General features: G+C 64.9%; 23 protein-coding genes. 7 read left to right on the top strand and 16 right to left on the bottom strand.

The features are described from left to right. Nucleotides 1-3: 3 nt before the first annotated feature. Both FJV80_RS00470 and FJV80_RS00475 read left to right on the top strand, forming a co-directional pair. Nucleotides 4-1,263 (top strand): ABC transporter substrate-binding protein, encoded by a 1,260-nt coding sequence (locus FJV80_RS00470; RefSeq protein ID WP_095771243.1) that lies wholly within the window; start codon nt 4-6, stop codon nt 1,261-1,263. Between the two features lie 213 nt (nt 1,264-1,476). Continuing rightward, on the top strand, nt 1,477-2,880 hold the full coding sequence (locus tag FJV80_RS00475; RefSeq protein WP_095786765.1) for an FAD-binding oxidoreductase: 1,404 nt from the start codon (nt 1,477-1,479) through the stop codon (nt 2,878-2,880). Between the two features lie 25 nt (nt 2,881-2,905). Here FJV80_RS00475 and FJV80_RS00480 read toward each other — a convergent pair whose 3' ends face one another. From FJV80_RS00480 to FJV80_RS00515, 8 genes are all read right to left on the bottom strand, one after another. Next, on the bottom strand, nt 2,906-3,706 hold the full coding sequence (locus FJV80_RS00480; protein WP_142875269.1) for an ABC transporter permease: 801 nt from the start codon (nt 3,704-3,706) through the stop codon (nt 2,906-2,908). Further along, nucleotides 3,703-4,575, bottom strand: a complete 873-nt coding sequence (locus tag FJV80_RS00485; RefSeq protein WP_095786763.1) for an ABC transporter permease — start codon at nt 4,573-4,575, stop codon at nt 3,703-3,705. The genes FJV80_RS00480 and FJV80_RS00485 overlap by 4 nt, the downstream gene beginning before the upstream one ends. Continuing rightward, nucleotides 4,572-5,675, bottom strand: coding sequence for an ABC transporter ATP-binding protein (locus FJV80_RS00490; protein ID WP_142875270.1), 1,104 nt, complete (start codon nt 5,673-5,675; stop codon nt 4,572-4,574). Before FJV80_RS00490 ends, FJV80_RS00485 begins: the two co-directional genes overlap by 4 nt. A 77-nt stretch (nt 5,676-5,752) precedes the next feature. Continuing rightward, complete coding sequence (locus FJV80_RS00495) at nt 5,753-6,778, bottom strand: ABC transporter substrate-binding protein (protein ID WP_142875271.1); 1,026 nt, start codon at nt 6,776-6,778, stop codon at nt 5,753-5,755. Between the two features lie 52 nt (nt 6,779-6,830). Then, nucleotides 6,831-7,829: an AraD1 family protein gene (gene araD1, locus FJV80_RS00500; protein ID WP_142875272.1), complete on the bottom strand. Its 999-nt coding sequence runs from the start codon at nt 7,827-7,829 to the stop codon at nt 6,831-6,833. A 32-nt stretch (nt 7,830-7,861) separates the two neighbouring features. Further along, nucleotides 7,862-8,638, bottom strand: a complete 777-nt coding sequence (locus tag FJV80_RS00505) for an SDR family oxidoreductase (protein ID WP_142875273.1) — start codon at nt 8,636-8,638, stop codon at nt 7,862-7,864. Nucleotides 8,639-8,649: 11 nt separating this feature from the next. Then, the gene (locus FJV80_RS00510) at nt 8,650-10,377 is read right to left on the bottom strand and encodes an IlvD/Edd family dehydratase (RefSeq protein ID WP_142875274.1); all 1,728 of its coding nucleotides are present in this window, start codon (nt 10,375-10,377) and stop codon (nt 8,650-8,652) included. Next, nucleotides 10,374-11,117, bottom strand: coding sequence for a FadR/GntR family transcriptional regulator (locus FJV80_RS00515; protein ID WP_095786757.1), 744 nt, complete (start codon nt 11,115-11,117; stop codon nt 10,374-10,376). Before FJV80_RS00515 ends, FJV80_RS00510 begins: the two co-directional genes overlap by 4 nt. A 109-nt stretch (nt 11,118-11,226) precedes the next feature. Here FJV80_RS00515 and FJV80_RS00520 point away from each other — a divergent pair, with 109 nt between their 5' ends. Further along, nucleotides 11,227-12,240, top strand: a complete 1,014-nt coding sequence (locus FJV80_RS00520) for an aldose 1-epimerase (protein ID WP_246688870.1) — start codon at nt 11,227-11,229, stop codon at nt 12,238-12,240. On the opposite strand, the gene FJV80_RS00525 is transcribed toward FJV80_RS00520, so the two are convergent. The 8 genes from FJV80_RS00525 to pcaQ all read right to left on the bottom strand — a co-directional run bounded on the left by FJV80_RS00525 (nt 12,185) and on the right by pcaQ (nt 20,268). Next, a complete protein-coding gene (locus FJV80_RS00525) occupies nt 12,185-13,630 on the bottom strand; it encodes an aldehyde dehydrogenase (RefSeq protein WP_142875275.1) in 1,446 nt (481 codons plus the stop codon). The genes FJV80_RS00520 and FJV80_RS00525 overlap by 56 nt on opposite strands. A gap of 34 nt (nt 13,631-13,664) precedes the next feature. Beyond that, the gene (locus FJV80_RS00530; protein ID WP_142875511.1) at nt 13,665-14,450 is read right to left on the bottom strand and encodes a coniferyl-alcohol dehydrogenase; all 786 of its coding nucleotides are present in this window, start codon (nt 14,448-14,450) and stop codon (nt 13,665-13,667) included. A 2-nt stretch (nt 14,451-14,452) separates the two neighbouring features. Next, nucleotides 14,453-15,520, bottom strand: coding sequence for a branched-chain amino acid ABC transporter permease (locus FJV80_RS00535; protein WP_142875276.1), 1,068 nt, complete (start codon nt 15,518-15,520; stop codon nt 14,453-14,455). Then, nucleotides 15,517-16,413, bottom strand: coding sequence for a branched-chain amino acid ABC transporter permease (locus FJV80_RS00540; protein ID WP_095771232.1), 897 nt, complete (start codon nt 16,411-16,413; stop codon nt 15,517-15,519). Before FJV80_RS00540 ends, FJV80_RS00535 begins: the two co-directional genes overlap by 4 nt. Beyond that, nucleotides 16,410-17,138 carry an ABC transporter ATP-binding protein gene (locus FJV80_RS00545; protein WP_142875277.1) on the bottom strand — a complete coding sequence of 243 codons (729 nt, stop codon included), beginning with the start codon at nt 17,136-17,138 and terminating at the stop codon, nt 16,410-16,412. The genes FJV80_RS00540 and FJV80_RS00545 overlap by 4 nt, the downstream gene beginning before the upstream one ends. Continuing rightward, nucleotides 17,135-17,878, bottom strand: a complete 744-nt coding sequence (locus FJV80_RS00550; protein ID WP_095786754.1) for an ABC transporter ATP-binding protein — start codon at nt 17,876-17,878, stop codon at nt 17,135-17,137. Before FJV80_RS00550 ends, FJV80_RS00545 begins: the two co-directional genes overlap by 4 nt. A gap of 15 nt (nt 17,879-17,893) precedes the next feature. Then, nucleotides 17,894-19,210 carry an ABC transporter substrate-binding protein gene (locus tag FJV80_RS00555; protein ID WP_095786753.1) on the bottom strand — a complete coding sequence of 439 codons (1,317 nt, stop codon included), beginning with the start codon at nt 19,208-19,210 and terminating at the stop codon, nt 17,894-17,896. A gap of 140 nt (nt 19,211-19,350) precedes the next feature. After that, the gene (pcaQ, locus tag FJV80_RS00560; RefSeq protein WP_095786752.1) at nt 19,351-20,268 is read right to left on the bottom strand and encodes a pca operon transcription factor PcaQ; all 918 of its coding nucleotides are present in this window, start codon (nt 20,266-20,268) and stop codon (nt 19,351-19,353) included. Nucleotides 20,269-20,337: 69 nt separating this feature from the next. Between pcaQ and pcaD the strand changes: the two genes are divergently transcribed. The 4 genes from pcaD to pcaG are packed head-to-tail and all read left to right on the top strand — an operon-like array spanning nt 20,338 to nt 22,930. Next, entirely contained in the window at nt 20,338-21,171 is an 834-nt protein-coding gene (pcaD, locus tag FJV80_RS00565) for a 3-oxoadipate enol-lactonase (RefSeq protein WP_185975108.1), read from the top strand. Beyond that, nucleotides 21,164-21,571: a 4-carboxymuconolactone decarboxylase gene (gene pcaC, locus FJV80_RS00570; protein WP_095771228.1), complete on the top strand. Its 408-nt coding sequence runs from the start codon at nt 21,164-21,166 to the stop codon at nt 21,569-21,571. Before pcaD ends, pcaC begins: the two co-directional genes overlap by 8 nt. Further along, on the top strand, nt 21,561-22,316 hold the full coding sequence (gene pcaH, locus FJV80_RS00575; RefSeq protein WP_142875279.1) for a protocatechuate 3,4-dioxygenase subunit beta: 756 nt from the start codon (nt 21,561-21,563) through the stop codon (nt 22,314-22,316). The genes pcaC and pcaH overlap by 11 nt, the downstream gene beginning before the upstream one ends. After that, nucleotides 22,316-22,930: a protocatechuate 3,4-dioxygenase subunit alpha gene (gene pcaG / locus FJV80_RS00580; RefSeq protein ID WP_142875280.1), complete on the top strand. Its 615-nt coding sequence runs from the start codon at nt 22,316-22,318 to the stop codon at nt 22,928-22,930. Before pcaH ends, pcaG begins: the two co-directional genes overlap by 1 nt. The last annotated feature ends 15 nt before the right edge of the window (nt 22,931-22,945 follow it).

Consider the following 22,945-nt stretch of genomic DNA (forward strand, 5'->3'; position numbering starts at 1 on the left):
ACAATGAGAAAGACGATACTCCAACTCACCACCGCGCTTGCTCTCGTCACGATGGCGGGCGCAGCGCAGGCCGCCGATTGCAAGATCACCGTCGGCCTCGTCATGGAACTGACCGGTCCGGCCGGCGAATACGGCCAGGCCGGCGCCAAGTCGGTCGAAATGGCTTTTCGCGACATCAACGAAGCCGGCGGCGTGCGCGGCTGCGATCTGGTGACCGATACGCGCGACAGCCAGAGCCAGGGCAACATCGCCGTCGACGCCGCGACCCAGCTGGTCCAGGTCAAGAAGGTGCCAGTCATCATCGGCGGCATCATCTCGTCGGTGTCGATCCCGATCCTGACCTCTGTCACAGCACCTGCCAAGATCGTCCAGGTCTCGCCGGCGTCCTCCTCGCCGACGCTGACCGCGCTTGGCCGCGACGGCAAGACCAACGGCATCTTCTTCCGCACCATCACGTCCGATGCGCTGCAAGGTGTGGCTGCCGCCAAATACGCCATAGACAAGGGCTTCAAGAAGCTTTCGATCATCCACGTCAACAACGATTTCGGCGTCAACATGGTGGCCGAATTCTCGCGCGCCTACAAAGCGCTCGGCGGCACCATCGTCTCCGACACGCCCTACAACGAGAAGCAGTCGAGCTATGCCTCGGAAGTCACGGCAGCGATGGCCGGCGAGCCGGACGGCCTCTATCTGGTCAGCACGCCGGTCGACGGCGCCACCGTTGCCCGCACCTGGATTTCGCAAGGCGGCGTGCAGAAATTCCTGCTCAATGACGGCATGAACAGCCCTGATTTCATTGAATCGGTTGGCGCCGATTATCTGAAGGACGCCTACGGCACGTCGTCGGGAACCAGCCCGACCGCATCGACCGAGTACTTCACCAAGAACTACAAGGCATTCTCCGGCATCGAACCCTCCAACCCGGCGGCCGATCGTTCCTATGATGCCGGGGCCATTGTCGGGCTGGCTATCGCCATTGCCGGCTCGGAGGATCCGGCCAAGATCAAGGATGCCATGTACAAGGCGGTCGATCCGGCCGGCACGCCGATCTTCGCCGGCAAGGAGGAGTTCGCCAAGGCGCTCGGCCTGATCAAGGACGGCAAGCCGATCCGCTACGAAGGCGTCATCGGTCCGGTCGCCTTCGACAAATTCGGCGACATCACCGGCCCGTTCCGGCTGTGGAAGATCATCGACGGCAAGGTGACCACCGACGGCGAAATGACCACCGACGACGTCAACGCGCTGCAGGCCAAGCTTCAGTAAGCAGACATAGTGCTGCCGGCATCGATCGCGTCTTACGGTGATTGATGCCGGCGTCGCTCAGGGCAGGCGATATCGCTTGCACGGCAGGCGATCCCGAATAGGATCGGCCGGCTGCAGTTGAAGGATGGCAAGCGTGTCGGACGGAAATACTCATCGGCCCATCCGGTCGCGGGACGCAGACGACGCGCTTCGCCACGCCGGCGCCTGAGTCCGATGTCACCTGAAACGCAACGGCTTCTCTCCGCCCTTGGCGATCGGCTGGGCGCGGGCGGCGTGCTTGCCGGCGCCGATGTCGACCAGCGCTATCGCGACGATCCCGACGGCAAGCTTGGCGTGCTGCCCGAAGTCGTGCTGCGTCCGCGCGATACCGTCGGTGTCGCGGCAGCGCTCGCTGGCTGCAACGCTCTCGGCCAGCCGGTCGTCGTCCAGGGCGGGCGCACCGGGCTGGCTGGCGGCACCCGCGTCCAGCCCGGCGAGATCGTGCTGTCGCTGGAACGCATGAGTGGCCTCGCCGCGCCGGACGCTCAAGCCGCCAGCATCGTCGCCGAAGCGGGCGCGACGCTGCAGGCGGTGCAGGAGGCGGCCGACGGCGCCGGGCTGATGTTCGGCGTCGATATCGGCGCGCGCGGCTCGGCGACGGTCGGCGGCAACATCGCCACCAATGCCGGCGGCATCCGCGTGCTGCGTTATGGCATGTACCGGGCGCAGGTGCTCGGGCTGGAGGCCGTGCTGGCCGATGGCAGCGTGCTGTCCTCGCTCAAGGGCCTGCCCAAGGACAATTCCGGCTATGACCTCGGCCAGTTCTTCATCGGCGCGGAAGGGACGCTCGGTGTCGTCACCCGCGCCGCGCTCCGGCTGCACCCCAAGCCGGCCTCCGAGGTGAACGCCTTCTGCGCGCTCGCTTCGCTCGATGCGGCGATCGCCTTGCTCGGGCTGCTGCGGCAAAGGCTCGGCCCGTTATTGTCTGCCTATGAGGTGAATTTCGCACCGCTCTATGACGTCATGGCTGCCAGCATGGCCATGCCGGCGCCGTTGCCTGTGGGCTCTCCGGTCTATGTGTTGGCCGAAATCCAGGGCAGCGAGCCCGAGCGCGACGGCGAGCGCTTCGCCGAGGTCCTGATGCAGGCGGTCGAGGACGGCGTGGTCGACGATGTCGTCGTCTCGCAGTCGCCGCGCGAATTCCGGGCGCTCTGGGACGTGCGGGAGGACGCCAATCGCGTGCTGTTTTCGATCAAAGGCCTGATCGGCGTCGACATCAGCATCCCGCTGGCGCGCATGGGCGCGTTCCTGCAAGAAGCCGACGCGGCCATCCATGCCGTCGATCCCAGCGCCGACATCTATGTCTTCGGTCATCTCGGCGACGGCAATCTGCATTACCAGGTGCTGACGGCGGATCCGGCGGCCGCCTACGGCATCGTCTATCGCGGTGTGGCGGCGGCGGGAGGTAGCGTTTCGGCCGAACATGGCATCGGCCTCGACAAGAAACAGTGGCTGCATCTGGTGCGCAGCGACGCCGAAATCGCCACGATGCGGCGGCTGAAGACGGCGCTCGACCCGAAGAACATCCTCAATCGGGGGCGTGTCTTCGACCTCGATCCAACTGCCGTTCCCCGATGACAAGCATCGCCCTGTAAGCCAGCGCTCAGTTCCGCTCCGTCGCCATCTGCCTGGGGATCAGGAAACGGGCGGCGAGGACGCAGAGCAGCACGGTGAACATCAGGATCAGCGCCACCAGTGCATTGATGTCGGGTGAGAAGCCAAGCCGCATCATCGCCCACAGCCTGACCGGCAACGTGCTCTGCGTGCCGGTGACCAGGATGGTGATCATGGTTTCGTCGAACGACAGCGCGAAGGCCAGGATGGCGCCGCCGACCATGGCGCTCGACAGGTTCGGCAGGATGATGCGCCAGAAGGTCTGCCAGCCGGTGGCGCCGAGATCGTAGGACGCTTCGACCAGCGTGCGGCTCATCGACTGCAGCCGCATCAGCACGGTGCGATAGACGATCGCCAGCACGAAGACCGTATGGCCGATGACGACCGTCAGCAGCGAACGTTCGAGGCCGATCTCGCGGAAGAAGATCAGCAGCGCCAGGCCGCTGATGATCGGCGGCATCAGGAACGGCAGGAAGATGATGAACTGCAGGATCGCGCGCCCCGAGCGACGGCCGTGATAATAGAGTGCCAGCAACGTTCCGCTGACCACCGCGAGCACGACGGTGCACAGGCCGACGATCAGCGTGGTGCGCAAGGCAGCCAGGATGTCGTGATTCCCGGCCAGAGCCCGGTAGGTCGAGAGGGTGGGTGACGACCAGTCGACATCGCCGTGCGAGATGGCGAAGAACGACGACACGATCGGCACCAATAGCGGGCTGTAGAGCAGCATCGCGACCAGCGTTGTGATCGCGGCCAAGAAGATGGTGGAGGGGCGGGGCAGGGCGTTCATACCGACGTCCCCCGTCTGCGCCCGAACCGTTCGCCGATGAGGATTGCGCAGATCACCACGATCGCCAGCGCTACCGACAGTGCGGCGCCGAACGGCCAGTTATAGGCCGTGCCGAACTGGCTGTAGAGGATGCGGCCGAAAGTGAAGCCGCTGATCCCGCCGACCATCTGCGGCGTCAGGAAATCGCCGATCGCCAGCACGAAGACGAAGCTCGCCGCCGAGGCGACGCCGGGCAGGCTGAGCGGCAGGGTGATGCGCAGGAACGTCTGCAAGCTGCTCGCGCCAAGATCGTCGGAAGCACGCAGCAAGGTCTGCGGTATCCGCTCCAGCGACAGGAAGATAGGCAAGATTGCGAAGGGGATCAAAAGCAGGCTCAGCGTCAACAGGATGGCGTTCATGTTGAACACGAAAAGCGTCGACGGCTGCTGCAGGATGCCGATTGCCACCAGCGCCTTGTTGAGGAAGCCGTTGAGGCCGAGGATGCTGCGGATCGCGTAGATCTTGATGACGTAGCTCATCAGCAGCGGCACCAGAAGCAGCATCAGCAGGGCATAGCGCCACCGCCCTCTCAGCGTCGTCAGGAAATAGGCAGCGGGATAGGCGAGCAGGATGGAGATGACGGCCACCGACACGCACAGCACGATGGTGTTCCAGAACACCGGCAGGAAGATCGGGTCGGTAAAGAACCTGACATAGTTGCCGAGCGTCGGCGCGTAGACGATCGTGCCCTGGTCGACGCTGAAGAAACTGTAGACCAGGAAGATCGCCAGCGGCACCAGGACGAAGATCACCGGCAGAGCGAAAGCCAGCACGGTCACCAGCAGCGACAAACGCCTTTCCTCGGGCTGTGTCGTGACGGCCGCGCTCATGCCAGCACCAGATGGCCTTCATGCGGCGCAAACGAAAGCGAAACCGTCTCGCCGGATCTCAGCGCGCTGCCGTCGATCCGGCTTGGGGTTCGCAGCCGCAGCCGCTGCGCGGCAGTGTCCGCGCACGCCGTGATCGTGGCGACGGTGGACGATCCGGCAAAGGCCAGATCGGAGATGGTGCCGGAAAAGCGGTTGTCGGCGTCCGTGGCGTCGGCGAGATGCAAGGCCTCGGGTCGGAACGCCGCGAAGGCGCTCGCGCCGTCTGGTGCGGCCTTCAGATGCGGCTGGTCGCTGATCGAACAGATCAGCCGCCCAAGTGCGGTCTCGATCGGCCGCTGCTCGCCCTGGACGGGGCCGAGCTTTCCGGCCACCAGATTGTTCTCGCCGAAGAAGCGCGCCACGAACTCGCAATTCGGCTTGTAGTAAAGCTCGTGCGGCGTGCCGAGCTGGCGGATATGGCCGGCCTGCATGACGCAGATCCGGTCGGCCATGCCGATCGCTTCTTCCTGGTCATGCGTGACGAAAAGGAAGGTGGTCTTGATCTCGCGCTGGATGGATTTCAGGAACTCCTGCATCTGCCGGCGCAGTTCGAGGTCGAGCGCGGCGAGCGGCTCGTCAAGCAGGATCAGGCGTGGCTGGCAGATCAGCGCTCGGGCGAGCGCGACGCGCTGGCGCTGGCCGCCGGAAAGCTGTGCCGGAAAGCGGTCGGCGAAACGTCCGAGTTGCACGAGATCGAGGGCTTCCGCGACACGGCGCGCAATCTCCTTGCGCTGGACATGGCGCACCGAGAGACCATAGCCCACATTGCCAGAAACGGTCATATGCGGAAACAGCGCATAGTCCTGGAACACGGTGTTGAACGGTCGCTTGTTGATCGGCATGCGGCTGATGTCCTGGCCGTCGAGGCGGATCTCGCCCGCGGTCAGCGGCTCCAGCCCGCCGATCAGCCGCAGGACCGTGGTCTTGCCCGAGCCCGACGGTCCAAGAACGGTCAGGAACTCGCCATCCCGGATAGACAGGTCGATGTCGTGCAGCACGGGAACCGTGCCGTAGGATTTCGAGACGGACCGCAGCGTCAGCAGGTCGGTGTTCTGGTTCATGGTACAGTCTCGCATACGCTGCGGCGGTCCGGAACGTCCGGACCGCCGGGTCATTCTGGATCGGGCCGCGGAAAGGATCAGGGCGTCGCCTTGATCTCGTTCCACATGTCCGACCGCTTCAGAGGGTCCTCGACATTGTTCAGCCAGACCAGCTTGTCGTTGCTGCCGGCGCTGCTTGACTCGACCACGGTGTTGCCGAAACCGGTGCGCTCGGAAAGCTCGCCGCTGACCTTCTTCGTCAGCATGAAGTCGATCCACTTCTCGGCCGCGGCATTGTCGCGCACACCCTTGGAGATCACCCAATTGTCGAGCCAGGCCAGAGCGCCTTCACTCGGATTGACGTAGGCGACATGGGCGCCGATCTTCTGCAGCGCCTTGACCTGCTGCTGGCCGTAATTGGCCCAGATCAGGGCAACGTCATTGTTCTGGTAGATCTGCTGCGCCTCGTCGGCGGTGGTGTAGAAACTCAGCACATTGCGCTTGAGCTCGACCAGCTTGGCCTTGACCGCCGCCATCTGCTCCGCGTCGAGGTTGAACGGATCCTTGTAACCGAACGTCAGCGCGGTGAACGAGAAATTGTGCTCGCCATTGTCGTAGGCCAGGATCTTGCCCTTGTAGGCCGGATCCCACAGCACCGACATCGAGGTCGGTGCCGGCTTGACCTTGTCGGTGTCGTAGATCAGCCCGATGGAATCGAAGCAGAACGGGATGCCGAACACCTTGCCGTCCTTGGTGTCGCCGCTGACCTTGGACAGATCGCGAAAGCGCGGCAGCACCTCCTTCTGGTTGGGCAGCTTGGTGATGTCGATCGGAGACACCAGGTCCGCCTTGATGTAGCGCTGCAGCTGGGCGGTGTTGACGGCAAAGACATCGAAATCCTGGCCTTCGCTGCCCTTGATCTTGGCCCAGATCTCGTCATCGCTGCCGATGAAGACGACATCGACGCCGATGCCGGTTGCCGCGGTGAAATCCTTCACCCAGTCCGGGTCGGCATAGCCGTCCCAGGCCAACACCCGAAGGTTCGCGGCCAAGGCCGCCGATGTCATCAGGCCGATGCCGAGCCCGATTGTCGCTAGTTTTAGAAACGCTTTCTTCAGTCCCATTTTTAATCTCCCATTGTCGTTCTGGTGGACCGTAATTTCCGGGCCTCTGCCGTCACAGCTGGGTGACGGTGACCAGTCCCTCGTCCGGCACCGACACCATCCGGTTGCGCAGTGGCTTGCCGAATGCCTGTGCCTGGATTTCATACTCGTCGCCGGAGGCCGTCTTGATGCCGGAGGCGTAACTCATCACCGCCGCGCCGAAGAAATAGGCGTGCAGGTCGCCCGCCCTTCGGTGCATCGGGTAGCGGAAATGGAAGTGCTCGAGATTGGCGATCGAGTGCGACATGTGCGCCTCGCCCGACAGGAACTCCTGTTCCCAGATGACAGTGCCGTCGCGCAGGATGCGGGAATGGCCCCGGACTTCTTCGGGCAGGTCGCCGATCAGCAGCTCGGGCCCGATCGAACAGGAGCGAAGCTTCGAATGCGCGAGGTACAGGTAGTTCTCGCCCTCCGTCACGTGGTCGGAATATTCGTTTCCGAGCGCATAGCCGATGCGATAGGGATGGCCGTCCGGCCCATTGAGATAAAGCCCGACGATCTCGGCTTCCTCCGCGCCGGCTTTCGCGAATGCCGGCATCGGCAGCGGCGCGCCGGGCGGCACAACGCAGGTGCCGACGCCCTTGAAGAACCACTCGGGCTGGATGCCGATCTTGCCGGCGCCAGGCTTGCCGCCCTCCAGCCCCATGCGGAAGATTTTCAAGGAATCGGATTCCGCGGCACCGTCGCCATGGGTCAGAACATGCATCTGGTTGCGCGCGGCGGCACTACCGGTATGAGTCAGGCCGGTTCCGGTTACCAGGAAGCGCGCCGGTTCCGGATGATCGACGGGAGCCAGCACGCGGCCATCGCGCAACAGCTCGTCGTAGTCGATCGTTGCAGCGCTCGTGCGCTTCTCGACCAGCGACGCGACGGACATGTCCTCGGCGATCGCCGCTTCGGCAAGCTCCAGCACGCTGCCGGTCTTGTCGAGCGGGTGCAGGTGATTGCCGTCTTCGGAGACGCGGCCGACCCGCCTGCTGCCATCCGGCATTCTGTACTGAACAAGACGCATGAAATACCCTTCTTCCCTTGGAGCCGTGTCGGTCACACCCAGCCCGCATCGACGATGAACTGCTGGCTCGTGCACATGCGGCTGTCGTCGGCGGCGAGGAACAGCGCCATGCGCGCGATGTCGGCGGGCTGCAGCCGGTCGGGCAGGCACTGCCTTTCGGCGATCTGGCGTTCACCGGCCGGATTGAGCCACAGGCGCATCTGGCGCTCGGTCATCACCCAGCCCGGCACCATGCAGTTGACCCGGATGCGCTCGGGGCCGAGTTCGCGGGCCAGCGCCCGCGTCATGCCGTAGACGGCGGCTTTCGCGGTGACATAGGCCGGACAATCGGGATCGCCGACCATCCAGGTGATGGAGCCGAAATTGATGATCGAGCCACCCCCCTGCGCGCTCATCTGCGGTCGCACCGCCTGCGCGGCGAAGAACTGGTGGCGCAGGTTGACCGCCATGCGGTCGTCCCAATAGGCCACCGTCACGTCCTTGGTCTGATGGCGGTCATCGTTGCCGGCATTGTTGCACAGCACCTGGATCGGGCCATTGTGCCGCATCGCCTGCGCGGTTGCCGCCTGTAGCTGCTCGACATCGCGCAGATCGCACGGAATAAACAGCGGCGCTGGGTGTCCTTCGGCCGCGATCGCCTCGACCAGATGCCTGGAAGGCTCCTCCGCCAGATCGACGAAGGCGACGCGGCTGCCTTGCGCGCAGAAATGGCGCACCAGGCTTTCGCCGATGCCGCTGCCGCCGCCGGTTATGAAGACGCTGCGGCCCTTGAGGCTTGGGTAGATGGCGTAGCCGATTTCATCCGTCATCGCGCGCCTCTCTAATGGGAATGCCGGGGGATGCCGGCATCGCGCCGGCCGACGAGAAAGTCGAAGTCGCAGCCCTTGTCGGCCTGCAGCACGCGCTCGACATAGAGGCTCTGATAGCCGCCTTCAGGCGGCTCCGGCGGCTTCCAGTCGCGGCGGCGGATCGCTAGCTCCTCGTCCGATACCAGCAGTTCAAGCCGGCGGCCGGCGACATCGAGCTCGATGAGATCGCCGTCGCGCACCAAGGCCAGCGCGCCACCGGCCGCGGCCTCCGGCGCGACATGCAGCACCACCGTGCCGTAGGCCGTGCCGCTCATGCGTGCATCCGAGATGCGCACCATGTCGGAGACGCCCTGCTTGAGCAGCTTCGCCGGCAGCGGCATGTTGCCGACCTCGGCCATGCCGGGATAGCCGCGCGGCCCGCAATTCTTCAGCACCATCACCGAGGAGGCGTCGATATCCAGCTCCGGATCGTCGATGCGGGCGTAGTAATGCTCGATGTTCTCGAACACGACCGCCTTGCCGCGATGCTGCATCAGTTCCGGCGTTGCCGCCGATGGCTTGATGACCGCGCCATTGGGCGCCAGATTGCCGCGCAGGATCGAGATGCCGCCTTGCTCGGTCAATGGCTCGCTCAGCGGCCGGATAACCTCGCGGTTGTAGTTGGGCGCGCCGTCGATCAACGCGCCGATCGTCTTGTCGCTGACGGTCATGACGTCGCGATGAAGAAGCCCCACTTCATCAAGCGACGCCATGACCGCAGCCAGCCCCCCGGCATAGTAGAAATCTTCCATAAGGAACCGGCCCGACGGCATCAGGTCGACAATGGTTGGAACGTCGCGGCCAAGGCGGTCCCAGTCTTCGAGGCTGAGATCGACACCGATCCGGTTGGCGATGGCGATCAGATGCAGCACCGCATTGGTCGAGCCGCCGATCGCGCCATTGACGCGAATGGCGTTCTCGAACGCTTGCTTCGTGAGAATGTCCGAAATCTTCACGTCCCTGCGGACCAGATCGACGATCTGGCGTCCGGCCATCTGCGCGAGCACGCCACGGCGCGAATCCACGGCCGGGATCGCGGCGTTGTCCGGCATGCCGATGCCGAGTGCTTCCACCATGCTGGCCATGGTCGAGGCCGTGCCCATGGTCATGCAACTGCCGGCCGACCGGCTCTGGCCCTGTTCTGCGGCGAGGAAGTCGGCGACCGGCATGCGGCCGGCCTTCACTTCCTCGGCGAATTTCCAGACATGGGTACCCGAGCCGATATCCTGCCCACGGAACTTGCCGTTGAGCATCGGCCCGCCGGAAACGGTGATGGTCGGCAGATTGCACGAGGCGGCCCCCATCAAGAGCGCCGGCGTGGTCTTGTCGCAGCCCACCAGCAGGACGACGCCGTCGATGGGGTTACCGCGAATGGATTCCTCGACATCCATGCTGACCAGATTGCGAAACAGCATGGCTGTGGGACGCATGTTGCTTTCGCCCAGCGACATGACAGGGAACTCGAGCGGCAGACCGCCGGCCTCGTAGACGCCGCGTTTGACGTGATCGGCCAGCGCCCGCAGATGCGCATTGCACGGCGTCAGCTCCGACCATGTGTTGCAGATGCCGATCACCGGGCGGCCGTCGAAGGCGTCGGCCGGGATGCCCTGATTCTTCATCCAGCTGCGGTGCATGAAGGCGTTCTTGCCTTCACCGCCGAACCAGGCTTCGGACCGCAGTTTGCGTTTGGTGTCGGTCACGATTGCTGGCCCCGATCCTGGCGGCGTCTGTTGCGGTTCTCGACGCTGCGGCGCACGTCGTCCTCTGCATTGTCGATGAGAACCAGCAGTGCCTTCTGCGCGCCGGCGGCGTCGCCGGCGGCGATCTTCTCGGCCACCTCGCGATGCAGCGGCAAGGAATGGCGTTGGCCTTCCGGATTGTCATTGGAGAGGCGAAAGCTCATCACCAGCGCGGTTTCGACCAGTGCCGCCAGCGAGCCGATCAGCTCATTGCCGGTCATGCGCAGGATGGTCTGGTGGAACACCAGATCGGGCTTGGCGAAGCGGTCGCCATCGTCGCTCACCGCTTCCATTTCGGCGAGTGCCGCCTGGATCTCGGCAATCTGTGCCGGCGTGGCGCGCTGGGCGGCAAGTGCTGCCGACATCGGTTCGATGGCGCGGCGCAGTTCGAACAGCGCCCGCACATCGTCGGCGCTGACACCGCCGGTGTAGCGCCATGACAGCACGTCCGGATCAAGGAAATTCCAGTCGGAGCGTGGGCGCACTCGCGTGCCGGTCTTCGGCCGCGATTCGACCAGCCCCTTGCCCGCCAGAACCTTGATCGCCTCGCGCAGCACCGTGCGGCTGACCCCCAGCATCTCGCTGGAATCGTCGGCATTGGGCAGCGCCTCGCCGGGCAGGAAGTCGCCCTGCACGATGCGCAGGCCGATCTGCTCGACGACGGTCGCGTGCAATGCGGTGGAGCCGCTGGAAACCGCCATGGCAACCCGCGACGTCCGTGCCGTGCTAAAAGATTTCTTATTCTTCATACTATTCATATGATATGTCTTATCGCCATGGCGATTGGAGTCAAGGGACGGGGGAGCGCCGATGACAAAGAATTTCGCTGCGGTTGCCCCGCAGCGCACGGAACTGGTCTCGATCAGCGATGGCATCGCGACGGTCGACATTGCTCCGGCCGCCGGCGGTGCGCTGGCGTCGTATCGATGGTGGCAAGATGGCGCCGCTGTGGATTGGCTGCGCCCGGCCGATCCAGCGGCGATCAGTAGTCGCGATGCCGGCGCCATGGCCTGCTTCCCGCTCGTTCCCTATTCCAATCGCATAAGGGGCGGCCGATTCGAGTTCGCGGGACGCACCATCCGGCTTCCGACGACCGCCGACGATCCTCATCGTGAGCATGGTCATGGCTGGCGCCGGCCCTGGGTGGTCGTCAGGCATGAAGCCGGCACGATCGTCCTGCGCTATCGCCACGCCGCCGATTCCTGGCCGTGGAGCTATGAAGCCGAGCAAGAGATAACGCTGGCTGACGGCAGGCTTTGCGTGACCATCAAGGTACGCAACCTGTCGGACGCACCGATGCCGTTTGGCTTCGGCCTCCATCCCTATTTCCCGTCGACGCCGTGGGCGCATGTCCAGGCGCCGGTGTCAGGCATGTGGGAGACGGACACGGAGGTCCTGCCCGTCCGGCATGTCCTGCCGCCGGCAGGAGCCGACCCGTCCATCGGTTTCGACGTATCGGAAGTGGACTTCGACACGGTTTTCACCGGATGGGCGCGCCGCGCCCGGATCTCCTGGCCCGAACACGGACGGCGACTGGACATCGAGGCCGAGGCGCCGCTCGATTTCCTTGTTCTCTACACGCCGCCCGGCGAGCCGTTCTTTTGCGCCGAGCCGGTCAGCAACATCACCGATGCCTTCAACCGCACGGGCGGCGGCATCGACACTGGCTGCATCGTACTGGCGCCCGGTCTGATGCGATCCGCCAGCGTTCGCCTCACGCCGTCCCTGGCCGTTTGGTCCGTATTGCCGACAGCGAGACGAGGCCGGCTCAGAACGGATAGTGCTGGCCGGGGTCCTCGATCGTCACCCAGCGCAAATCGGTGAATTCGGCGATCGAGGCCTTGCCGCCGAAGCGGCCATAGCCCGAGCCCTTGACGCCGCCGAACGGCATCTGCGCCTCGTCGCCGACGGTCGGCCCGTTAATGTGGCAGATGCCCGCCTCGATGCGCGCGGCGACCGCCATGGCACGCTTGATGTCGCGGCTGAACACCGCCGACGACAGGCCGTATTCCGTGTCGTTGGCGACATGCACCGCCTCGTCCTCGCCCTTCACCCGGATCACCGGCTTGACCGGCCCGAAGGACTCTTCGGCATAGACGCGCATGGCAGGCGTCACATGGTCGAGCAGCGTTGCCTCGACAACGGTACCAGCACGCTTGCCGCCGGCGGCAAGCTTGGCGCCCTTGGCGACGGCATCGGCGACAAGCTCCTCCATCTTGTCGGCCGCCTGGCTGCTGATCAGCGAGCCCAGCACGACATGGCCACGCGGATCGCCGGCCGGCAGGCTCGACGCGCGGGCGGCCAGCTTGGAAACGAATTCGTCGGCGATGCTCTCATCGACGATCAGCCGCTCGGTCGACATGCAGATCTGGCCCTGATGCATGAAGGCGCCGAAGGTTGCCGCATTGACCGCTGCGTCGATGTCGGCGTCGTCAAGAACCAGCAGCGGCGCCTTGCCGCCGAGTTCGAGCAGCGCCGGCTTCAGATGCCGCCCGGCAAGCTCGGCGATGATGCGCCCGACCTTGGTCGAGCCGGTGAAGTTGACGCGCTTGACCGAGGGATGCGCGACCAGCGCCTCGACGATCGCAGCGGCATCCTTGGGGTCGTTGGTGACGATATTGATGACGCCCTTGGGCAGGCCGGCCTCGACCAGCACCTGACCGATCAACCGGTGTGTGCCGGGGCACATTTCGGAGGCCTTCAGCACCACCGTGTTGCCGCAGGCGATCGGCATGGCGATGGCGCGGGTACCGAGGATGACCGGCGCATTCCACGGCGCGATGCCGAGGCACACGCCGGCGGGTTGGCGGATCGCCATGGCGATCGTGTCCGGCTTGTCGGAAGGGATGATCTCGCCCGAAATCTGCGTCGTCATCGCCGCCGCCTCGCGCAGCATGTTGGCCGCCAGCATCACGTTGAAACCGGCCCAGGGGCCGGTAGCGCCGGTCTCTTCCATCATCAATTTGGTGAATTCGCCGACCTTGGAGGCCATGACGTCGGCCGCCTTGGACAGCAAGGCGCGGCGCTCGCCCGGCCCGGTCTTCGACCACGTCGTAAAGGCAGCGGCCGCGGCTTCCACGGCAGCATTGGCGTCGGCAACGCTGGCAGCGGCAGCGCGCGTTGCCAGTTTGCCGGTGAACGGGTCCATGCGCTCGTAGGCGGCCGCGCCGGACGCATCCCTTTTGTCGCCGTCGATCAGAAGTCCGATATCCATGATTGTCTCCCTCGCTCCGTCTGGAGCTTCGCGGTTAGAAGCCGAGCACTTCGGCGTTGATCGATGCTTCGAGGCCGCCGTCGACCGGCACGTTGGCGCCGTTGACCCAGCGCGCGCCGTCCGAGCATAGGAACAGCACGACAGGCGCTATATCGCCCGATGTGCCGGCCCGTCCGACCCTTGCAATGTCGCTGTCGACGCGGGCATCGCCAAGCACGGTGCGGAACTGTTTCAGGATCGGCGTCTCGACCGGTCCCGGGCTCACCGCATTGACGCGGATGCCACGGCGTTTGAACAGATCCTGGTGCGCCGCGCGAAAGGTCCACAGCAGGAGCAGTTCCTTCGAGACGGGATAGCCTTCCTCGTTCCTGACCGCATGATCGGCGACCACCTTGGCGACATCCGGGAAACCCTCGATGCCGACCATCGAGGCCGCTCGGTTGAGATTGGCGCGCCAGCCGCAGCCGGCGATCGAGGCGACATTGACGATGGCGCCGCCTTCGCGAAGTCTGGGCGCGAGCCCTTCCGAAAGCGCCCGCAGCCCGAAGAAGTTGACGGCCAGCGTCGACACCGCGCCGGTGTTGCCGGAGAGGCCGGCGACATTGCAGAGCGCATCGATGCGCTGTGGCAGGCGCGCGACCAACTCGTCGACGCCGGCCTTCGACGAGATATCGGCCTTGACGAAACTGCCCACCGCTGCCGCCGGCTCGCGTACATCGACGCCGATCACGTCCGCGCCAAGCTGGCCGGCGAGTTCCGCCGTGCGAGCGCCGATGCCCGAGGCGACGCCGGTGATGAGGATCGTCTTGCCGAAAAGCATGGTCATGCCTTCTCCTGATCAAGTGTGGTTCGCTCCGGCGAGGGGGCGCTGCCGTCATCGGCCGGAGCATTTTCCGGAAGCCTGACGCGGTAGCCGACCGGGAGCAGGCGCAAGCCGAAGCGCGCCTCGATCGTCCCCCACAGGCCGCGCGGCAAGAACAGCGAGAACAGCACGGCGGTGGCGCCGAGGCCGACGAGGTACCAGACCCCGGTGCCGCCGAACCAGGTCTCGATGAGGAAGAACACCAGCGCGCCAAGGATGGCTCCCTCGAACGTTCCGATGCCGCCGACCAGCACCATGAAGATCATGTAGGCGGTCCATTGGACGTTGAAGTAGGTTTTCGGCTGGAAGGTGATGGAGGTCGCCAGCCACAGCGCACCGGCAACGCCGATGCCGAAGGCGGCAAGCACGAACAAAAGCCGCTTGGTGCCGGTGACGCGCACGCCGACCGAGGCGGCGGCATCCTCATTGTCGCGGATGGCGCGGATGGCGGCACCCGTGCTGCCGCGCAGCAGGCCGAACAGGATGCCGAGCAGGGCGGTCATCGAGGCCAGCGCCAGCCAGTAGATCGCCACCCGCCTGGTGCCGGCATCGTAGACGTTGAGCGAGATCAGCGACGTACCGGTTTCGCCTTGCACCAGCCGGTCGAGATTGACCAGGAGATGCGTCAGCGCCGCGATCACCCACATGCCGATGGCGAACTCGCCGTTCCTCAGCCGCAGCATGAACAACGACAGCGGCCAGGAGACAACGCCGACAACGATCGCCGATACGAAAAGCGAGGCGAAAGGGTTGAGGCCGGCATCGGCCAGCCGGATGGCGAAATAGGCGCCGAGCCCGAAGAACACCTGCTGGCCGACGGAAACCAGGCCGCCGAATCCGGCCAGTGCGTTCCACATCGCCGCCAGGATCACATAGATGAACAATGCCGTCATGCGGTCGACCGCGCCCGCCGAGAGGAACTGCGGCGCGATGGCGAGCAGCGCGATGATGACAGCGACCGCAATCGCCGCGATCCGCGACGTCGTCGTGCCGCGCTCGATGATCGGCGAGGACGAAACGGCGCTCATGACGCGCTCCGCGAAGGCAGGCGCAGCAGGCCGCGCAGGCCAAGGCCCGACGTGGACAGCCGCACGAACAGCACGACGAGGAACACGGCATGGCCGCCGATCAGAAAGCCTTGCGGATGCACTTGCGCGCCGACTGTCTGCGCAAGCGCCAGCACGATGCCGCCGACCAGCGTTCCCCACAGCGAACCGGCGCCGCCGATCACAGCGGCTTCGAAAGCGAACAGCAGTTGCGGCGCGCCGGCATAGGGATCGAAGGTGGCGCGCATGCCCAGAAAGGCGCCGGCAAGGCCGACCGTGACCATGGCGATGGAAGCGGCGATGGCATTGGCGCGACGCGCATCGACGCCGACCAGGCCTGCCGTATCGGGGTCTTCCGAGGTGGCGCGGATCGAGCGGCCAAGCCGGGTGCGGGTGAGGAACAGCTGCAGCCCGCCCAGCAGGATCACGGCGGTGGCGAACATGATCACGGCGAGCTTGCCGACATAGATGTTGCCTGGCCATTCCCAGGAATCATAGGACAGGCTGCCGATATAGGGCGCCAGCGAACGCGTGTCGGCGCCGAACTGCTCGAACAGCATGTTGTCGATGACGATCGCCAGCCCAAACGTGGTCAGGATCGGCAGCAGCGCACCGCCACGCGCGCTGCGTTCGAGCAGGAAACGCTGCAGCGCCCAGCCGATCGCCGCCATCAGCGGCAGCACGATCAGCAGGCCGACAAAGGGCGGGATATGGAACCGCGAGGCGAGCCACCACAGCGCAAAGGCCGCGAACACGGCAAGGCTGCCATGGGCGAGGTTGATGATGCGCATCACCGAGAACATGAAGGACAGGCCACAGGCGATCAGCGCGTAGTAGCCGCCGAGCAGGATGCCCTGGATGATCTGGTTGCTCATGCCGGAACGCTCCCGGGACTTTTCCGGTGCAGGCCGAAATAGGCTTTCGTCACCTCGTCGCGCGACACCGCCTTGCTCGGCCCTTTGAGCGCCACGCGCCCTTCGAGCATGCAGATCACCCTGTCGGAGACCGACAGCGCGCGGCTGAGGTCCTGCTCGACCAGGATGATCGTCGTGCCGGAAGCCATCAGCCCCTGAAGGGCCGCGTAGACACGGTCGACGATCAGCGGCGACAGGCCGAGCGAAACCTCGTCGAGCAAAAGCACTTCCGGGTTGCTCATCAGCGCCCGGCCGATCGCCGTCGCCTGCTGCTCGCCGCCTGAGAGATGGCCCGTCTTGGCATGGCGGCGCGGCTTCAGATTGGGAAACATGTCGAGCACCCTGTCGACGCTCCACTCGCCCGGCCGGCTGGCGGTTCTGCCGAGCAGAAGGTTCTCCTCGACCGTCATCTGCACGAAGAGTTTTCGCCCTTCCGGCACCAGCGCGATGCCCATGCCGACGCGCTTGTGCGACGGCACGTTGGTAAGATCGGCGCCGTCCAGCAGCACGCGGCCGGCCGCCGGCTGGTGCGCGCCGGCAATTGCCCTGAGCAGCGTCGTCTTGCCGGCGCCGTTGGCACCGACCAGCGCCAGCGTCTCGCCGCGTTCGATGCGGAAGCTGACGCCGCGCACCGCCTGCAGCAGGCCGTGGCGGACAACGAGATCCTCAACCGACAGCAGGCTCATTTCGGGCCTCCGCCGAGATAGGCGCGCACGACCTCCGGATCGGCCATGACGGCTTGCGGCTCGCCGTCGGCGATGATTTTTCCCGCATCCATGCAGATCAGCCGTTCGGCCACTTGCAGCAGGATGTGGACGATGTGCTCGATCCAGACGATGCCGATCTTGCGGCGGCGCAATTCCTTGATCGTGCCGACGAGCTCACCGGCTTCGCCGTCGGTCAGGCCGCCCCCGATCTCGTCGAGCAGCAGCAGCGTGGGCCTTGCCGCCAGCGCGCGCGCCAGTTCCAGCCGCTTGCGGTCGAGCAGTCCGAGCGTCTCGGCGCGGCGGTTGGCAATATCAAGCATGCCGCACAGCTTCAGCGAGCCGAGCGCCTCCTCATAGGCCTCGTCCCGCCCGAGCCCGGCGCCGTGCGAGGCCGCGACGAAGACATTCTCGAAAGTGGTCATGCCGCTGAATGGTTTGGGCACCTGATGCGTGCGCACCAGCCCGAGCCGGCAACGTTGCGTCGCCGGCAAGGACGTCACGTCATCGCCTTTGAACCTGACCGTGCCCGCACTCGGCGGAAAGGCGCCGGAAAGCACGCTGAGCAGCGTCGTCTTGCCGGCGCCGTTCGGCCCGACAATGCCGACCGCCTCGTCGGCCGCCATGGCGAAATCGACCGCATCCAGCACCACAAGCGCACCGAAGCGCTTGTGGATGCCGGCGGCAACGAGAACAGCCTGTTGTTGCGGATGGGTCACCACCTCGTCTGCGGTCCATCAGCCGTTGTAAGGCTGGAGCTTGGCTTCGACAGGCACCTTCGGATCGGTGGCGTTTTCGGTCACCACATAGTCGAGCGGGAATTTGCTGCCTTCCTTGGCGGCCACCCACTGCGTGCCGATGATCGGGCCGGGCGAGACATTGGCGACAGGGCCGCTGGTGAAATCGACCTTGCCGATCATAGTCTCGGTCTTCAGCGTGCTCAGCGCCTTGGCCACCGCCGCCTTGTCCTTGGCGTCGGTGCTGGCCTTCAGCGCTTCGAAGCCGGCGTCCAGCAGCGACATCGAGGCGCCGAGCTGCTGCGTCCACTGCTTGCCGCTCGCTGCCTCGTAGCCGTCGGCGAGCTCGGTGCCCGAAACGCCGGTCAGCGGCGACTTGTAGGGGAAAGCCTTGTGCCAATAGGCGGCGCTCGAAATCTTCATGCCGAGGTCGCCGAGCGCCTCGATGTCGGACGGGAACAGGCCGGTCTTGGCGACCTGGGCGATCTTGATCTGCTTGATCAGCCCCTGCTGTGCCGCCTGGCGCCAGAAGGCGGCGAAGTCAGGCGGGATCGGGAAGGAGTTGAAGATCTCGACGCCTTCCTGCTTGAACAGCGCGATCTGCGAGGAATAGTCGGTGGTGCCGGTCTCGTAGGCGCCGGGATCGACGATCGTAAAACCTTGCTTGGCCAGGAGCGGCGCCAGATTGGCGCGGATGGCGTTGCCGTCGGCGTCGTTGGGATACATGACGCCGACCTTCTTGTTGGTCTCGATCAGGTTCCATTGCGAAATATAGGTCTTGAAGAACTCGCCGACGCCGAAGCCGAAATGATAGGTCCATTTGAACGGCGAGGGTGCGCCGGGTTTCGCGCCACGGCCGAAATACCAGGCCTCCCACGGCATGACGGTCGACAGGCAGGGCACCCCCGCGGCCTCGCAGGCATCGGCCACCGGGTTGATCACCTCGGGCGTCGACACCGCCAGCATCAGGTCGATGGCCTGGTTGTTGATCAGGTCCTTGGCGAGCTGGCCGGCGCGGGAGGGATCGGACTGCGTGTCCTGGTCGAGGATTTCAACGCTGTACTTCTTGCCGCCGATCTCAAGGCCGCCGGCGAGCGCCTTGCGGGCAAGGTCGAGCACATAGCCGTCGGTCTGGCCGAAGCCGGCCAGCGGCCCGGTGCGCGGGCTGACGAAGCCGACCTTGAGCGTTTCGCCCGCCTGGGCGAAAGCGCTCTTGCCGCCGAGCGCGAGCGCGGCGCCGCCGGCGATCGAGGTGGCGATGAACTGGCGTCGCGAAATGTCGCTAATGCTGGATTTGCTGCCGATAGAATGGGTCATACGTTCCTCCCTCTGTGGCTCCTCCATCGGCACAGTGCACCAGCGTTTTGGTTCGGTAAAATGATATTTTGCGGTGTTTCATTAACCTCTGGGTTAGGAGATTTCCGGCAAAGACGGAGCGGTCCAAATGATCCGACGCCTCACTTGCCCGGCCTTGCCGCCTCGCGAATGGTCTGCAGCAGGATGGTGAAGGCCGGCGATGGCGCCGTATCGGTGCGCATCGTCAGGCCGACCGGTCCCTTGGTTTCCTCGGTGTCGACCGGCAGGGCGACGAAGGCGCCGCTGGCGATCTCGTTCGCAACCACGCCGGCCGAAATGATCCACACCGCATTGCTCTGCCGCATGAAGGAGCGGCCAAACGAATCCGAGACGGTTTCGATCTCGGTCGCCGGCGCGGTCATGCCGTTGGTGATGAACAGGCGATCGACGAAGGGGCGGATGACGGATTCCCGGGTCGGCATCAGCACCGGGAATTCATCGAGCCTGGCGAAGATATCCGCTCCCGGTTCGAGCAGCGGATGTCCGGCCCGCACCACGAACAGCACCTGTTCGGAATAGAGATGCTCGAAGAAGAAGCCGGTCATGTTTTCGGGCGCTGCCAGCCGACCGACGACAAGATCGAGCGCGCCGGTGCGCAATTGCTCAAGAAGCACCGCGTTTTCGCCGGTGACGATCTTGATCGCCGCGCCGGTATTTTCCCCAAGGAACAGGCTCATGGCCTTGGGCATGACCTTCGCCGACACGGTCGGCAGCGCGCCGATGCGGATCGGATGCCGGTTGATGGCGTCGTCCTGGCGAACCGAATCGACGCCGCGTTTCAACGCCGTGATCGCCGAACCGGCATGGCTGAGGAAGATCTCGCCAAGCCTTGTGACCCGGATACCGCGCCCGTCACGCTCGACAACGGCGACACCGAGCGCCTCTTCCAGCTCACGCAACGTCTTGGTCACCGCCGGCGCGCTGACATGCAGGAAATCGGCGGCGCGGGCAACGCTGCCCTGCCGCGCGACCTCCAGGAAGGCCTGCAGATGACGAAAGCGGATGCGGCTCTCGGCCATGGATTTGATAACCCCCGAGTTAATGAAATGGCGCAAAATATCATTTTACCGAACCAAATGCCTTGTGCAATGTGGAGGTGGAGGATCGAAATCGTGTCATTCGTCACCATTGGCGGCATCACGCTGCATCATCGCCACCTCAAGGCCCCCGGCAATGCGCGCGCGCTCATATTCATCAATTCGCTCGGCACCGACTTTCGCATCTGGGACGATATTGTCTCGGCGCTCGATGGGGAAATGTCCTTGCTGGTCTATGACAAGCGCGGCCACGGGCTGTCCGACATTGGCGAGATCAAGTCGATCGACGATCATGTCGACGATCTCTCGGCGCTCATCGATCATTTCGGCTTGAAGAAGGTCGTGCTGTGCGGCCTTTCGGTCGGCGGCATGATCGCGCAAGGGCTCTACGCCAGGCGCCCAGGCATCGTCGAGGCCATGATCCTGTGCGACACGGCCCACAAGATCGGCACCAACGAGAGCTGGAACACCCGGATCGCGGTCGTCGAACGCAAGGGCATCCAGGCCATTGCCGATGGCGTGCTCAAACTGTGGTTCACTCCCGCCTTCCACACCGCGCGGGTGGCCGAACTGGACGGCTATTGGAACATGATGACCCGGCAGGCTGTCGCCGGTTACGTCGGGACTTGCGCAGCCATCCGCGCCGCCGATTTTACCGATGCAGCACGCCGCATCGCGGTACCGACGCTCTGCGTCGTCGGTGACCAGGACGGCTCGACGCCGCCCTCTCTCGTCCGCTCGCTGGCCGCTCTGATCCCCGGTTCGCGTTTCGAGATCATCCGCGACGCTGGACATATTCCCTGCGTGGAACAGCCTGAAGCGCTCACCGCGCTGATCCGCGATTTTGTCGCATCGCTTGCCCCTGGAGCAGAAAACCATGGATGAAGTCCCCGGCAACGCAGCCAGATATCGCACTGGCCTCGCGGTGCGCCGCGCGGTGCTCGGCGATCGGCATGTCGATCGGGCCGAGGTCGCTGCCACCGATTTCGATCAACCCTTCCAGGAACTGATCACCGAGGCGGCCTGGGGCACTGTGTGGGCCCGTCCGGGCCTCAGCAAGCGCGAGCGCTCGATCGTCACGCTGGCGCTGCTGGCGGCACTCGGCCATGATGAGGAGGTCGCCCTGCATGTGCGCGCCACCGCCAACACCGGTGCGACGCGCGACGATATCTGCGAGGCGTTCCTGCATGTCGCCATCTATGCCGGTGTGCCGGCCGCCAACCGTGCCTTCAGAATAGCCAAGGACGTGTTTTCGGAAATGGACGGAGCCGACAATGCCCGCTGAGTCCGGCTCGAACCGGAAGCCCGAAACCGGCACCTTCTTCCAGCGCGAAAGGACATGGCATCCTCCGGCGCTGACGCCGGGCTATAAGAGTTCGGTGCTGCGCTCGCCGCAAAAGGCGCTTTTGTCCTTCGACAACACGCTGTCGGAAATAGCCGGACCGGCCTTCGGCCACGCCATGCTGGGCGAGCTCGACAACGACCTGATCCATAATTTCGCCAGGCCGGGCGAGAGCGCCATCGGCGAACGCATCATCGTCCATGGGCGTGTGCTCGATGAGCGAGGCGTTGGCGTTCCCGGCGTGCTCATCGAATTCTGGCAGGCCAATGCCGGCGGCCGCTACCGCCACAAGAAGGACGGCTATCTGGCGCCGCTCGACCCGAATTTCGGTGGCTGCGGCCGCACCATTACAGGCGAGGATGGTGGCTATGCCTTCCGCACCGTCAAGCCCGGGCCCTATCCCTGGCCGAATGGTCCCAATGACTGGCGCCCGGCGCACATCCATTTCTCGGTTTTCGGCCACGGCTTCGCGCAGCGGCTGATCACGCAGATGTATTTCCAGGGTGACCCGCTGATCTGGAAGTGCCCGATCGTGCGCGGCATCGCCGACAAGGCGGCCATCGAGGCGCTCACGGCGATCCTCGACACGCAGGCGACCATTCCGATGGATGCGCTCGCCTACAAGTTCGACATCGTGCTGCGCGGCCGCCGCTCGTCGTTGTTCGAAAACCGGCTGGAGGGCAATTGATGGCCCAGTCGCTCGACCGGCTCAGGGAAAGCCCTTCGCAGACCGCGGGACCGTACGTCCATATCGGTCTGACGCCGAACTTCTGCGGCATCAGTGGCGTCTATGCGGCCGATCTTGGCTCGACCATGGTCAACGACAAGACCAAGGGCGAGCGCATCGGTCTCAAAATCCGGGTGCTCGACGGCACCGGCACGCCGCTCAAGGACGCCCTGATCGAGATCTGGCAGGCGGATGCGGACGGGCTCTACAATTCCCCGACCGAGATGCGCGGCGCGGCCGATCCGAACTTCTTCGGCTGGGGCCGCTGCCCGACCGACATGGAAACCGGCGTCTGCGCATTCGAGACGATCAAGCCCGGCCGCGTGCCGTTCCGGGATGGAAGGCTGATGGCGCCGCACCTCACACTGTGGATCGTCGCGCGCGGCATCAATCTCGGCCTGCACACACGGCTCTATTTCTCCGACGAGGAAAAGGCCAATGGCGAGGATCCGATCCTGGCGCGCATCGAGCACCGCGTCCGCGTGCCGACTTTGATCGCCGAGCGCCAGGGCGATGCTTACGTCTTCGATGTCCATCTCCAGGGGGAGAAGGAAACGGTCTTCTTCGACAGTTGAGGGTCAGGAGAAGCA

It is taken from the genome of Mesorhizobium sp. WSM4310 (assembly GCF_007003935.1).
GTDB lineage: Bacteria > Pseudomonadota > Alphaproteobacteria > Rhizobiales > Rhizobiaceae > Mesorhizobium.

Excerpts from the sequence above, each read along its gene's own strand:
- FJV80_RS00515 (WP_095786757.1), bottom strand. The coding sequence starts at position 11,117 with ATGGCGGTTTCCAGCGGCTCCACCGCATTGCACGCGACCGTCGTCGAG.
- FJV80_RS00490 (WP_142875270.1), bottom strand. The coding sequence starts at position 5,675 with ATGAACCAGAACACCGACCTGCTGACGCTGCGGTCCGTCTCGAAATCC.
- pcaC (WP_095771228.1), top strand. The coding sequence starts at position 21,164 with ATGGATGAAGTCCCCGGCAACGCAGCCAGATATCGCACTGGCCTCGCG.
- FJV80_RS00520 (WP_246688870.1), top strand. The coding sequence starts at position 11,227 with ATGACAAAGAATTTCGCTGCGGTTGCCCCGCAGCGCACGGAACTGGTC.
- FJV80_RS00530 (WP_142875511.1), bottom strand. The coding sequence starts at position 14,450 with ATGCTTTTCGGCAAGACGATCCTCATCACCGGCGTCGCCTCGGGCATC.
- araD1 (WP_142875272.1), bottom strand. The coding sequence starts at position 7,829 with ATGCGTCTTGTTCAGTACAGAATGCCGGATGGCAGCAGGCGGGTCGGC.
- FJV80_RS00505 (WP_142875273.1), bottom strand. The coding sequence starts at position 8,638 with ATGACGGATGAAATCGGCTACGCCATCTACCCAAGCCTCAAGGGCCGC.
- FJV80_RS00480 (WP_142875269.1), bottom strand. The coding sequence starts at position 3,706 with ATGAACGCCCTGCCCCGCCCCTCCACCATCTTCTTGGCCGCGATCACA.
- FJV80_RS00545 (WP_142875277.1), bottom strand. The coding sequence starts at position 17,138 with ATGAGCCTGCTGTCGGTTGAGGATCTCGTTGTCCGCCACGGCCTGCTG.
- pcaG (WP_142875280.1), top strand. The coding sequence starts at position 22,316 with ATGGCCCAGTCGCTCGACCGGCTCAGGGAAAGCCCTTCGCAGACCGCG.
- FJV80_RS00525 (WP_142875275.1), bottom strand. The coding sequence starts at position 13,630 with ATGGATATCGGACTTCTGATCGACGGCGACAAAAGGGATGCGTCCGGC.
- pcaQ (WP_095786752.1), bottom strand. The coding sequence starts at position 20,268 with ATGGCCGAGAGCCGCATCCGCTTTCGTCATCTGCAGGCCTTCCTGGAG.
- FJV80_RS00485 (WP_095786763.1), bottom strand. The coding sequence starts at position 4,575 with ATGAGCGCGGCCGTCACGACACAGCCCGAGGAAAGGCGTTTGTCGCTG.
- FJV80_RS00470 (WP_095771243.1), top strand. The coding sequence starts at position 4 with ATGAGAAAGACGATACTCCAACTCACCACCGCGCTTGCTCTCGTCACG.
- FJV80_RS00535 (WP_142875276.1), bottom strand. The coding sequence starts at position 15,520 with ATGAGCGCCGTTTCGTCCTCGCCGATCATCGAGCGCGGCACGACGACG.
- FJV80_RS00540 (WP_095771232.1), bottom strand. The coding sequence starts at position 16,413 with ATGAGCAACCAGATCATCCAGGGCATCCTGCTCGGCGGCTACTACGCG.
- FJV80_RS00495 (WP_142875271.1), bottom strand. The coding sequence starts at position 6,778 with ATGGGACTGAAGAAAGCGTTTCTAAAACTAGCGACAATCGGGCTCGGC.
- pcaD (WP_185975108.1), top strand. The coding sequence starts at position 20,338 with ATGTGGAGGTGGAGGATCGAAATCGTGTCATTCGTCACCATTGGCGGC.
- FJV80_RS00475 (WP_095786765.1), top strand. The coding sequence starts at position 1,477 with ATGTCACCTGAAACGCAACGGCTTCTCTCCGCCCTTGGCGATCGGCTG.
- pcaH (WP_142875279.1), top strand. The coding sequence starts at position 21,561 with ATGCCCGCTGAGTCCGGCTCGAACCGGAAGCCCGAAACCGGCACCTTC.
- FJV80_RS00555 (WP_095786753.1), bottom strand. The coding sequence starts at position 19,210 with ATGACCCATTCTATCGGCAGCAAATCCAGCATTAGCGACATTTCGCGA.